This window comes from Yersinia entomophaga, assembly GCF_001656035.1.
Lineage (GTDB): Bacteria > Pseudomonadota > Gammaproteobacteria > Enterobacterales > Enterobacteriaceae > Yersinia > Yersinia entomophaga.
The window spans coordinates 1,644,372-1,656,485 of the sequence record NZ_CP010029.1; the positions used below are offsets into that span (position 1 = coordinate 1,644,372).

Below are 12,114 nucleotides of genomic sequence, written 5' to 3' on the forward strand. Positions count from 1 at the left end.
AAACTGTCGTACTCGTCACGGAAATTAACCGGCCAATATCGTTCCGTATCTGAATCATATAAGCAAACAACAAATTAAAACCTTATGGAATATAAAAATGAATTTTTATTCCTTAAAGGGATATTGCTGGGATGTATTTTTGCGAGGAATAGCTCAGGAGGAAATACTGGCAGGGCTGGATTCACCAACCCTGCGACAGACGCAGTTAAAGACGTCCGGTATAGTAATAACCTACAAATTTAAGCAATTTAAGCTGACGACGAATACGGCTCGGCTGCGACAGCAGGCGATACAGCCATTCTAACCCTAGATTCTGCCAAACCTTAGGCGCTCGCTTTACATGGCCAGTAAACACGTCATAAGTACCACCTACGCCCATATACAGCGCATTAGGGTGAACCTGACGGCAATCGCGCATAAAGATTTCCTGCTTTGGCGAACCCATAGCCACCGTCACAATCGCTGCGCCGCTGGCAGCAATGCGGGTGAACAAGGCGTCCCGCTGTTCTGGAGTAAAGTAGCCGTCCTGTGAGCCGACGATATTCACATTCCACTGCGCCCGCAGTTTTTCTTCTGTTTCTGCCAGGATTTCCGGCTTACCACCGACCAGAAACACCGGTGTCCCCTGCTGACCAGCACGCTGCATCAAGGCTTCCCACAGGTCTGCCCCTGCAACGCGCGACACTTCAGCACCGGCATACTTACGGCGAATCGCACGTACCATGCTGATGCCGTCGGCGTAGAGATACTCCGCATCGTTCAACTGGGTTCGCAATGCGGCGTCATCTTCCGCCTTCAGCAGCTTTTCCGCGTTCATCGCCACCAAAGTACCGGTTTTTACTTGTTCATTTCCCAGCAGATAATCCAGCACCTGGGCCATATCGCGGAACCCCCAGATATTGAAGCCACGCAGGTTGTACTTAGGAATTGCTGTTTTTTGTTCCATTTCTACACTTAAACCTTACAGTTGACTCGTCGTGTCGGCAGAAGAAGCATTGTTCGCCCCAGTATAGCTGCGACGAATACGTTGCGTTATTAGTCCGCTGACGTCGAATAACCAATACAGCAGTTTCGCTACCACCAGACAGGCGCCGAAAATAATGCAAAAGAAGACCACTCGAGAAACAAACGAATCCAGCCCTTCACGCGCCAATACGATCATATTAAATACGGCTCCGAAGCAGAAGCTTTGCAGAATCGCCGCCTTGTAGCGGTTAGTTTCCGCTTTACCTTGCTCGTATAGCCAGTCAAACCACTTAATAATCAGCCCGACAATAATCGCACCGATAGGGATAAACAGCGCGCCGCCCATAACCACCAGAGAACCAATCAGCGTAGGGGAAATCGCCAGCCCGGAATGGTTATCCAATACGTCCCAGGTGAAGTAGTTCGCGGTATTCAGCACCAAATCAGGACGCCCCGGCCAGAGCCAGCTTGGGATAAACACGTAGAAATCTCGAACTATTGGTGCCAGTCCCTGGAAATCTATCTTGTCGTAATTTTGCAGCAACAGCCCCAGATTTTCCCACGGCGAGAAGGTGTCTCGCGTTAGGTACAGGAAGGTATAGAACGCCTCCGCGCCGCTGACATCCAGGCTATAGCGTTTCAGCGCCAGCCAGAACATACCGACAATACCGAATACGCCAGCTGCCACCAGCATCCACAGCGTAATCCAACCGCGCACAATGCCGATAAACAGGAACAATGCAAAAGCGATAATGATATTGGCGCGGGTTCCCCCCACGATAACATAGGTCAGAATGCCGAAGGCTACGGTGCTGGCGAGGAAAAAGAACCATGCCCGCATATCCTGTTTAAGGAAATACACCACCAACATCGCCGGAATGAAGAAGTAGAAGAAACGCTTCAGAGCCACGCCGGAAACATCACTGGAGAATATCTGGCTATAAGAATTCAGCTTAAATAACAGGAAGCCGTTCTGTAGGAAGAAAATACCTACGGTGCCAATCGCCACCAGCGCCAATAAGATCCAGGTCAGGTTGGTTTCAACCCGATTCATCGTAAATATCGGCCGCCGTGGCTGAGTTCGTGGCTTCCGCAGACGCGTTTTATAGGTGACATAGTAAATGGCGTAAAACGCCGTGGCGGACAGTATGGCGTACAGCAAATAGTCCGCCGGAACTACTGCGACATCAAACTGAAATACCAACATGCAGGTCAGCGGAAAACCGAAGTAAAACGTCAGTAAATACAGCATGGAAAAGAAGACGTTAAAGTTGAAGCGAACCCGCCTGAACTCCTGATAGGTCAACGTGAGGATAAAAATCACTGCGATCAAATAGACGCTCAGCAAGCCGCCAAATTGCCCCAACGTCATGGGTTTTCTCCCGCCGCCAGCGCTAATGCCTGCTGCCAACCATCGATATAATTAGGGTTAAAGAAAGCGATGGATTGCTTATCCAGACCGGCCAATTGCCGTTGTGCTTCACGTATCAAAGCTTCATCCAGCGTATCACCGTAGAACAACACTGGAATATGTTGCTCAGCCAAATCCTGCCAGAACGGATTCAGACGGCTAAGGACAAAAGGCACGCCAAATTGGGTTAACAGACACAAAGTGCCGATTCCCTGCTGACGATTAAAAATAAAATAGCCTAAATCGCATTCGCGCAGAATATTCAGATAGTCATCGAAGGCAATTTGTTCGGTCAGAATACGTAGATTTTCTGCCGGAAATAACTTCAGCCCAGCGGTTCGCACCTGATCGATATAAGCATCATTGTTCGCGGGATAGCCCATCGGCAAAATCACCCGAACATCGGCGCCAAACTGCTGACGAATGGATTTCAGCGCTTCAATATGTCGGTTAGTGGTATCACCGGAATTACCGACCAAAATCGTCATTGGCCCGACTAAAGGCTTCTCAGCCTGAACGCCGGTCAGCGTCGGGTCCATACGCGTTGGGAAATAAAGCAAAGACGCTGGCACTCGCGGATGACGCTGCTGATAGTGAATCAAATCCCCGCGAGTAGCAAAAACGTGCCCGACACGCCCTTGAGCCAAGCGGCGCAGCAGGTAAAACAGGCGGAATTTCCAGCTTTTTGCATCTTCATACAGATCGGCACCCCAAACGTGCCAGAAAACCTGATATGGCTTAATTTTGCCGCTTAATAAAGCCAACCACAGCGTGGCATTAAACTGTCCATGCCAAAAGAAACGGGTATTACGATCGGCCTGCGCGCGCCCAATAACCGCCTCAGCCAACGCTTTCTTATTGGGCAGAGTTTCAATCTCTAAAGCATCAAAAACAGCAAAGGAGGCACTGTCTTTCGCCGCGACCATAAAATGCCGCACCTGTTCGGCGGGCAGGCGCGCGGCCAGCACATCGTTAAAGAAGCGCAGCACCGTCTGGTTATGATGCGGGATGTCAGATCCCAATACGTGAATCAGGGTTTTCATGTTTTTCTAGGTAACGAAGATCTACGGTAAATGACGAATACGCAGCTACACAGGGCAAAATAAACGATATAAGTTGCCATATAAGCCTGGGCTGCGCCAAGAGAACCATGTAACGGAATCAGCCAATGGGCAAAACCGGTCAACAACAGGAACTGGCTAACTTCCGCTAGAATATAAAATCGCAGGGAGGCTTTTGCGATAACCAAATAGCCGAAGACATAAGACCCTACTTTTAGCACGTCACCCACCAACTGCCAGGCAAATAAATCGCGCATCGCGGTAAACTGCTTAGAGAATAACAGCCAAATCGCAAAATCACGCAGTAACCACACCATCATGCTGGCTGCGGCAACCACCGGCAGTACAAACTTCAGCGAGCGTAAAATCTCGCGGGAAATATCCGCTTTATCCTTTAAACGCGACAGCGTCGGCAACAAATAAACGGTAAAAGAGGCGGTAATAAACTGCAGGTAGGCATCTGAAATACTGCTTACCCCTTGCCAAATACCAACTTCATCCCAGCCATACTGTTTTGCCAGAAGATTACGCATCATCACGTAAGCGACAGGAAGCGTTACTGAGGTAATCAGCGCCATTATGGTGAACTTACCCAAATGGCTGGCCAGCGCCTTATCCCAACTTAGTTTAAGGTAGCTGAAGGGAATAGTCTTGCGACGCACCAGAATAAAAGTCGCTGGCACGACGACCAACGCAGGAACCAATGCTAAACCCACTAACGCGCCAAAATAGCCGCCTAATCGGAAGCAAAGATAATAAGCCACTACGCCAATCAGACTACCGCCGATAATCGCCAGCGCGTTGCCCATCGCATCGCGATAACCTTTAAGAATAGCCAGAAACAGGTTCGCGTAGGCGATACCCATTTGAATAAAGGCGACGGCACGCACCACGTTCTCATAATCAGCACGGCCAAATAGCGCCACGCTCACCGGTTTTGCCGCAAATAAAAACAGCAAAGCCAATAAGGTAGAGAAACCCAACACTATCGCCGACGAGGTGCCTAATACCGCACGTAGCCGCTCCGGTTGCTGATGATATTCTGCGACATATTTGGTAACGCCGTTAAAAATACCGGCTCCTGATAATACGCCTAATACCGTAATTAACTGGCGGAAGTTACCCGCCTGTCCTACGCCGCTGGGGCCAAAAGTGACCGCCAGCAGTTTAACTACCAGCAAACCTACGCCGATCTTAATCAGCGTAGAGCCTGCGGTCCAAATAGATGCTTTTGCCAATGACATATCAGGCGAAGAAACTCAGTACGCGGTTAATAATGATTTTCTGGTTGGCCTCGGTCAGCATATAGAAGATCGGTAGACGCACCAGACGCTCACTCTCTTTGGTGGTAAAGCAATCCTCACCGGATAAACGGCCAAATTCGGCACCCGCCGGGCAGGCATGCAACGGAATATAATGGAAGACCGTCAAAATATCGGCTTCTTTCATATAGCTGATAAAGGCCGAACGCTCTTCAATATCACGAAGTTTGATATAAAACATATGAGCATTCTGTTCAACATCAGCAGGGACTATTGGTAAATCGATACGGCCTGCGTCAGCAAGAGGCTTGAATGCAGCGTAGTAATTTTGCCACAGAGACAGTCGACGTTGATTAATCTGTTCAGCAGCTTCCAACTGCCCCCATAGATAGGCAGCCTGTAAATCAGCCATCAGATAGCTAGAACCGATATCACGCCAGGTATATTTATCCACCTGACCGCGGAAGAACTGGCTGCGGTTGGTGCCTTTTTCACGGATGATTTCGGCGCGATCGATCAGAGATGGATCATTAATCAGCGTTGCGCCGCCTTCTCCACCCGCCGTGTAGTTTTTGGTTTCATGGAAGCTAAAGCAACCAATATGGCCAATAGTACCCAGCGCTTTGCCTTTGTAAGTCGACATCACGCCCTGAGCGGCATCTTCAACCACAAACAGATCGTATTTTTTTGCCAGCGCCATGATGGTATCCATCTCGCAGGCAACGCCAGCATAGTGAACGGGCACAATCACTTTAGTTTTATCGGTAATCGCCGCTTCAATTTTGGTTTCATCGATATTCATGGTGTCGGGACGAATATCGACAAATACCATTGTTGCACCGCGCAATACAAAGGCATTAGCGGTGGAAACAAAGGTAAAACTCGGCATGATCACTTCATCGCCGGGCTTAATGTTCAGCAACAAAGCCGCCATTTCCAACGATGCGGTGCAAGAAGGGGTCAGCAAGACTTTCGGGCAGTTAAAACGCTGCTCCATCCACTGCTGGCAACGATGGGTAAAACCGCCATCTCCGCAAAGCTTCCCGCTGTTAATTGCATCTTGCATATAACCCAGTTCGGAGCCAACAACCGGTGGTGTGTTAAATGGAATCATTTCATCCCCTGCATAACCAATAAGCGGTGCTCTCAATAGATGCCCCGCTACGAATATAGAGACGCAAAGCTGCGATGTTACTCATCTGAGTGGCGACATATAGCCGCTGTAACCCGTGATGCTGACACCACTGCTTTGCCGCCGACATAAGTTTTGTACCAATACCTTGCCCTGCGGCTCCCGGAAACGCCGCCAGCAAACCAATTCGAGCCGAGCCATCCTGCAAATTACGCAAAGTGACAAACCCGATAGCCTGATTATGGCTATCGACCACCAGCAAACATTGGTGGTCGAAAGTTCCCAGTACCGCTTTTTCGGCCCATAGCGCGTAGAAACGCCCGCTATCCTGCGACTCATACCAAGGCGCACGGAAACGACTAAGAGCAAAAGCGCGGGCTGCGGCGCTGCGCAACTGAGGAATATCCAATTCAGTTGCGATCCGAACTGAGCCTGCAGCCAGCATATCGGAAAAGGCGGAACTCGCCGTCGTTCCCGAATGGTCAGCGACAGAAGCAGTTTCCGTGCCAATTGGCAGTGAAAGATCGATTTCACTTTCAACCAGACGAAAACCCAGCAGATTAAGGGCATCAACCCAATCCAGACGGTGCGCAGGGATTTTAGCCTGAACCAAAGCATAGGCATCCAATTCTGCCGGGTTCAGCAACGGGGCAGAATCAGATAAATTCAGTTTTGCGCTGTGTCTCTGGAAAAATTCACTTTCCCAGTTCAGCGGTTCAATATTGGCGCGGACGAGCATGCAATAAATCCAGCAGATATTTACCGTAACCCGTTTTTGCAAGAGCGGTGGCAGCGCGTTTTACGCCATCATCATCCAGCCAGCCATTACGCCAGGAAATTTCTTCCAGACAGGCGATTTTAAAGCCCTGACGCTTCTCTACCGTTTGTACGAAGGTACTGGCTTCAATCAGGCTATCGTGGGTACCGGTATCTAACCAGGCAAAGCCACGACCTAGTAGCTCAACCGTTAACTCACCGCGCTCCAGATACATCTGGTTGATGGTGGTAATTTCCAGTTCACCGCGGGAAGAAGGTTTAACCTGCTTGGCAAAATCAACCACTTGATTATCGTAGAAATAAAGCCCGGTTACTGCCCAATTGGATTTAGGCACGCTTGGCTTTTCTTCGATGGAAAGCGCTCGGAAATTATCGTCGAACTCCACCACGCCAAAACGCTCTGGGTCCATCACCTGATAACCGAAAACGGTCGCGCCTTTCTGTCGGGCAACGACACTTTTCAGTTTAGGGCTAAACCCTTGACCAAAGTAGATATTATCCCCAAGAACCAGACAGCAGGATTCACCGTTAATGAACTCTTCGCCGATCAAGAAAGCCTGCGCCAAGCCTTCTGGCTTCGGCTGCTCGGCATAACTTAGGTTAATACCAAACTCAGAACCATCACCCAGCAAACGCCGGAAGGAAGGCAAATCTTCAGGAGTGGAAATAATCAGAATATCGCGAATGCCGGCCAGCATTAAGACTGACAACGGATAATAAATCATCGGCTTATCGTAAACCGGAAGCAGCTGTTTAGAGACGCCGCGAGTAATAGGGTGTAAACGGGTACCGGAACCGCCCGCCAGAACTATGCCTTTCATAGAAACTCCTGATTTGACCTGTAACAACGCGCTGTTCAAATGAAGCAGCGCGTTAGATGGCCGTACAGTGACTTTTAGACGTGCTGGCGAAATTTAATCGCTCAGACCCAAACGTTCGCCGGCATAAGAGCCGTCCTGTACGCGTTGCCACCAGGATCTGTTGCCAAGATACCAATTGACGGTCTTACGAATACCGCTCTCAAAGGTTTCCTGCGGACGCCAGCCCAGCTCTCGCTCAATCTTCCCGGCATCAATGGCATAGCGCATATCGTGGCCTGGGCGATCTTTGACGTAAGTGATCAAATCACTGTAGTGGGCGATTCCCGCGGGTTTGTTGGGCACCAGTTCGTCTAGCAAAGTGCAAATGGTTTCTACCACTTCGATATTTTTGCGCTCGTTGTGCCCGCCGATATTGTAGGTTTCGCCTACTACGCCCTCGGTCACTACCTGATATAGCGCGCGCGCGTGGTCTTCTACATATAACCAGTCGCGAACCTGAGCGCCGTTGCCATAAACAGGCAAAGACTTACCGGCCAGCGCGTTTAAAATCACCAGCGGAATCAGCTTTTCAGGGAAATGGTATGGGCCATAGTTATTGGAACAGTTAGTGACCAACGTCGGCAGGCCATAAGTACGCAACCAGGCTCTAACCAAATGGTCGCTGGAAGCTTTTGACGCAGAATACGGGCTGCTTGGGGCGTAAGGCGTGGTTTCGGTAAAGAGACAGTCCGTGCCGTGCAGATCGCCATACACTTCATCGGTAGAGATATGATGGAAACGAAATGCCTGCTTTTTCTCTGCTGCCAGCGCCTGCCAGTAGTGCCGAGCAGCTTCCAACAGCGTGTAAGTACCCACAATATTGGTTTCTATAAAAGCGGCTGGGCCATCAATGGATCGATCCACGTGGCTTTCAGCGGCCAGATGCATCACTGCATCTGGCTGATACTGCGCAAAGATACGATCCAGCGCGGCGCGGTCGCAAATATCAACCTGCTCAAACGCATAGCGATCGCTGTCTGCCACGACGGTCAGAGATTCCCTATTCCCTGCATAGGTGAGTTTATCAACCACCACAACGCTGTCGGCCGTGTCATTGATGATATGTCTCACCACGGCGGAGCCGATAAAACCGGCGCCACCAGTGACCAGAATACGTCTCAACGCCATACTCCTTTGGTATCAACAATCCACTGTTGCTTCACTTCTTCAGGTTTAATTGCCTTAAACTGGCTGTGATCGACCAGCATCACCAGCACATCTGCTTGCTGCAGCGCTTCCGCCGTGTTTTTCAGCGTAACGTTACCTGCTAATGATTTCGGCAATTGCTCTACGTTCGGCTCAACCACCAAGGTTTCACCCGCATGCCATTCTGCAATCAGGTGTGCGATTTCTACCGCCGGGCTTTCACGTAGGTCATCAATGTTTGGCTTAAACGCCAGACCGAAGCAGGCAATTTTTACTTCTGATGCACGCTTGTCGCTGTTCGCCAGACAATCAGCCACCGCCGCTTTCACGCGGTCGACAACCCATAAAGGTTTGCCATCATTGACCAGACGTGCGGTATGGATCAGACGCGCCTGCTGCGGATTTTGCGAAACGATAAACCATGGATCGACGGCGATACAGTGGCCGCCAACGCCCGGACCAGGTTGCAGAATATTGACGCGCGGATGGCGGTTCGCCAAACGAATCAGTTCCCACACGTTAATGCCCTGGTCGGCACAAATCAGCGACAGTTCGTTAGCAAAAGCAATGTTGACATCGCGGAAGCTGTTTTCAGTCAGTTTGCACATTTCAGCGGTGCGGGCATTGGTCACCACACATTCGCCTTCCAAGAAAATCTTGTACAGCTCACTGGCGCGGGCAGAACATTTTGGCGTCATACCGCCAATCACCCGATCATTCTGAATCAGTTCAACCATCACCTGGCCCGGCAGTACGCGCTCTGGGCAATAGGCGATATTAATGTCTGCTGCTTCTCCAGCCTGCTGTGGGAAGCTCAGGTCTGGGCGGAATTCAGCCAACCACTGAGCCATTTGTTCTGTAGCGCCAACCGGCGAAGTCGACTCCAGAATCACCAGATCGCCTTTCTTCAGCACCGGTGCAATAGATTTAGCCGCAGACTCTACGTACACCATGTCGGGTTCGTGATCGCCTTTAAACGGCGTTGGCACGGCAATCAGGAAAGCATCGGCAGCCAATGGCTTGGTGAACGCCTGCAAATAGCCGCCTTCAACGGCAATTTTGACAACTTTATCCAAATCCGGCTCGACGATATGAATCGCACCGCGATTAATGGTCTCGACCGCATGAGCGTTAACATCGACGCCAATCACCTTTTTCTTGCGCGAGGCAAAAGCGGCTGCGGTAGGTAAACCGATATATCCAAGACCGATAACAGAAATAGTTTCAAAACTCATAGCGTCACCTGATGATTCTTTAATGCTTCTAGGATGCGTTGACAGGCGTGCCCGTCACCGTAAGGATTATGTGCCCGACTCATTTGGTGATATGCATTTTCATCCACCAGCAAATGGGTTACAGCATCTACAATTTTTTTAACGTCGGTGCCCACCAGCAGAACGGTGCCTGAATCTACCGCTTCTGGGCGCTCGGTAGTGTCACGCATAACCAGCACCGGCTTGCCTAGCGATGGCGCTTCTTCCTGAATTCCGCCCGAGTCTGTCAGAATCATATAAGCATGGTTCATCAGGTAGACAAATGGCAGGTAATCCTGCGGATCGATCAGAATGATGTTGTCGACACCGTGCAGGATACGGTTAACCGGCTCGCTGACGTTGGGATTAAGGTGAACTGGGTATACAACCTGCACGTCCGGGTGATTACGGGCAATTTCAGCCAGTGCGCTGCAAATGCGCTCAAACCCGCCGCCAAAGCTCTCGCGACGATGGCCTGTCACCAGAATCATTTTTTTATTGGCATCGAGGAAAGGATAGCGAGCGTCCAGATCCTTACGCAGTTTCTCGTCTTTCAACACCCGATCGCGCACCCAAAACAGCGCGTCAATCACGGTATTTCCAGTCACAAAAATACGATTATCCGGCAGCAACTCACGCAACAGGTTCTGACGCGAATTTTCCGTTGGCGCAAAATGGTACATGGCCAAATGGCCTGTAAGCTTACGGTTGGCTTCTTCTGGCCACGGAGAATAAAGGTCTCCGGTACGCAGGCCCGCTTCAACGTGGCCTACTGGAATTCGCTGATAAAACGCGGCCAAGCTGGTTGCCAAAGTCGTGGTGGTATCACCGTGGACTAAAATGACATCCGGTTTAAATTCGGCCAGAACGGGCTTTAAACCTTCCAAAATACGGCAGGTTATTTCAGTCAGTCCCTGTCCCGGCTTCATGATATTCAAATCATAATCGGGCTCAATTTCAAACAATCTTAGGACCTGATCCAACATCTCTCGGTGTTGAGCAGTGACGCAGACTTTTGATTCAAAGGCTTCATCCTGAGCCAAGGCATGCACCAGAGGAGCCATTTTGATGGCTTCAGGACGGGTGCCAAAAACAGTCAACACTTTCACAGTGAATCTCTTTTAGGTCAGTTAGCCGCAGACAACGCCTGCAAGTTGGGCGCTTACGCGCCCATTAGCAATTTAGTGCTTTACGCCGGGACGACGGGCCAATGCCACGCCAGCTCCGACTAGTGCGCCAATCGCTCCCCACATAATCATCAGGAAAGCGCGACGCGGGCTATCGCGAGTTACCGGATCTTCCGGAGTACGCAGGTAACGGTAGGTCTGGAATTTCTCTTCCAGAGTCGGCCCAACGTTTAATGTTGCCAGCATAGCGCGGTTTTGATCGTAATCGATATCAAAGCTTGGGCCTGATGCTGCCAGAGTTTCTAAACGCGCCTGAAGCATAGGTTTGCCCAGCAGGAACATTTTGGAATCCGGCAGTTGCTCCGCAGGCGTATCCGTTTGGTTACGGCTAATACCCTGTTTTTCGGCCACTTTCAGCGCTTGCTTAACCGCATTCAGCTCACGATCGTAAACCGCCTGCGCTACGGCTTCCTGCCGCTTAACCTGTGCTTTCATTGACTGAGTTCGCGCGGCCCATGCCCCTTGAATTTCATCATTTAAGTGACTGGCAGCACGCTGGCTAGCAAAATCGACATACTCACGTAGCAATTTGTTCGAGTCAGTAGCGGTTTCCGCGGTCAGTTTCACGCTGTCGTTCAGCACTTTTTTGTCATCGTGCGGCGTGAATTGAATATTATTGACCAGCTCATCCAGCAAAGCTGCATCCGCTTTGGCATCCCCTTCCTGACGTTGCTTGTAGTAATCACTCTTCAGCCAGAAGTCACGACGGGTATCGTAAGCCGCTAGTTGAATAATGAACTCATTATAAGCTTCGTCAGAAATACTCGGCTGCTCGCTAGCCGAACCTGAAACTAAACGGGAATCCAGGTTACGCAAAAACTGCTGTTGGGAATAATAGCCGCCCAGATTATTAACTGTTGGCTTATCGGTAATCGCAGTGGCGCTCCACTGCTGCTTCACTAAGTAGGACACGCTTAGGGCAATGACGGCAAACAGAACCGCCATACCGATAATCCAGGCTTTACCACGCCACAGCGTGCAGCAAAGGCCGCGGATATCTAACTCGTTATCGACAGCCAGTTCATTGTTAGTAGACGTTTTTTCTGGTTTCATCACTGC

The 12,114-nt window shown here is 50.3% G+C and carries 11 protein-coding genes; all 11 read right to left on the reverse strand.

Annotation, left to right across the window (positions count from 1 at the left end):
- Nucleotides 1-205: 205 nt before the first annotated feature.
- Nucleotides 206-946 carry a lipopolysaccharide N-acetylmannosaminouronosyltransferase gene (gene wecG / locus PL78_RS07515; protein WP_064514436.1) on the reverse strand — a complete coding sequence of 247 codons (741 nt, stop codon included), beginning with the start codon at nt 944-946 and terminating at the stop codon, nt 206-208.
- Nucleotides 947-961: 15 nt separating this feature from the next.
- Nucleotides 962-2,338, reverse strand: a complete 1,377-nt coding sequence (wzyE, locus tag PL78_RS07520; RefSeq protein WP_064514439.1) for an ECA oligosaccharide polymerase — start codon at nt 2,336-2,338, stop codon at nt 962-964.
- Nucleotides 2,335-3,420: a TDP-N-acetylfucosamine:lipid II N-acetylfucosaminyltransferase gene (locus PL78_RS07525; RefSeq protein ID WP_064514443.1), complete on the reverse strand. Its 1,086-nt coding sequence runs from the start codon at nt 3,418-3,420 to the stop codon at nt 2,335-2,337. The genes wzyE and PL78_RS07525 overlap by 4 nt, the downstream gene beginning before the upstream one ends.
- A complete protein-coding gene (gene wzxE / locus PL78_RS07530; protein WP_064514446.1) occupies nt 3,417-4,682 on the reverse strand; it encodes a lipid III flippase WzxE in 1,266 nt (421 codons plus the stop codon). The genes PL78_RS07525 and wzxE overlap by 4 nt, the downstream gene beginning before the upstream one ends.
- 1 nt (nt 4,683) lies before the next feature.
- Nucleotides 4,684-5,814, reverse strand: coding sequence for a dTDP-4-amino-4,6-dideoxygalactose transaminase (rffA, locus tag PL78_RS07535; protein ID WP_064514449.1), 1,131 nt, complete (start codon nt 5,812-5,814; stop codon nt 4,684-4,686).
- 1 nt (nt 5,815) lies between these two features.
- Nucleotides 5,816-6,571, reverse strand: a complete 756-nt coding sequence (gene rffC / locus PL78_RS07540; protein ID WP_064514452.1) for a dTDP-4-amino-4,6-dideoxy-D-galactose acyltransferase — start codon at nt 6,569-6,571, stop codon at nt 5,816-5,818.
- Nucleotides 6,549-7,430, reverse strand: coding sequence for a glucose-1-phosphate thymidylyltransferase RfbA (gene rfbA / locus PL78_RS20215; protein ID WP_064514455.1), 882 nt, complete (start codon nt 7,428-7,430; stop codon nt 6,549-6,551). Before rfbA ends, rffC begins: the two co-directional genes overlap by 23 nt.
- Nucleotides 7,431-7,523: 93 nt before the next feature.
- Nucleotides 7,524-8,597 (reverse strand): dTDP-glucose 4,6-dehydratase, encoded by a 1,074-nt coding sequence (gene rffG, locus PL78_RS20220; protein ID WP_179207962.1) that lies wholly within the window; start codon nt 8,595-8,597, stop codon nt 7,524-7,526.
- Entirely contained in the window at nt 8,588-9,850 is a 1,263-nt protein-coding gene (wecC, locus tag PL78_RS07555; protein ID WP_064514458.1) for a UDP-N-acetyl-D-mannosamine dehydrogenase, read from the reverse strand. The genes rffG and wecC overlap by 10 nt, the downstream gene beginning before the upstream one ends.
- Nucleotides 9,847-10,977, reverse strand: a complete 1,131-nt coding sequence (wecB, locus tag PL78_RS07560) for a non-hydrolyzing UDP-N-acetylglucosamine 2-epimerase (RefSeq protein WP_064514461.1) — start codon at nt 10,975-10,977, stop codon at nt 9,847-9,849. The genes wecC and wecB overlap by 4 nt, the downstream gene beginning before the upstream one ends.
- A 72-nt stretch (nt 10,978-11,049) precedes the next feature.
- Nucleotides 11,050-12,108, reverse strand: a complete 1,059-nt coding sequence (wzzE, locus tag PL78_RS07565; protein WP_064514463.1) for an ECA polysaccharide chain length modulation protein — start codon at nt 12,106-12,108, stop codon at nt 11,050-11,052.
- Between the last annotated feature and the right edge of the window lie 6 nt (nt 12,109-12,114).

Excerpts from the sequence above, each read along its gene's own strand:
- wecG (WP_064514436.1), bottom strand. The coding sequence starts at position 946 with ATGGAACAAAAAACAGCAATTCCTAAGTACAACCTGCGTGGCTTCAAT.
- wzyE (WP_064514439.1), bottom strand. The coding sequence starts at position 2,338 with ATGACGTTGGGGCAATTTGGCGGCTTGCTGAGCGTCTATTTGATCGCA.
- wzzE (WP_064514463.1), bottom strand. The coding sequence starts at position 12,108 with ATGAAACCAGAAAAAACGTCTACTAACAATGAACTGGCTGTCGATAAC.
- rffG (WP_179207962.1), bottom strand. The coding sequence starts at position 8,597 with ATGGCGTTGAGACGTATTCTGGTCACTGGTGGCGCCGGTTTTATCGGC.
- rffC (WP_064514452.1), bottom strand. The coding sequence starts at position 6,571 with ATGCTCGTCCGCGCCAATATTGAACCGCTGAACTGGGAAAGTGAATTT.
- wzxE (WP_064514446.1), bottom strand. The coding sequence starts at position 4,682 with ATGTCATTGGCAAAAGCATCTATTTGGACCGCAGGCTCTACGCTGATT.
- rffA (WP_064514449.1), bottom strand. The coding sequence starts at position 5,814 with ATGATTCCATTTAACACACCACCGGTTGTTGGCTCCGAACTGGGTTAT.
- wecC (WP_064514458.1), bottom strand. The coding sequence starts at position 9,850 with ATGAGTTTTGAAACTATTTCTGTTATCGGTCTTGGATATATCGGTTTA.
- PL78_RS07525 (WP_064514443.1), bottom strand. The coding sequence starts at position 3,420 with ATGAAAACCCTGATTCACGTATTGGGATCTGACATCCCGCATCATAAC.
- rfbA (WP_064514455.1), bottom strand. The coding sequence starts at position 7,430 with ATGAAAGGCATAGTTCTGGCGGGCGGTTCCGGTACCCGTTTACACCCT.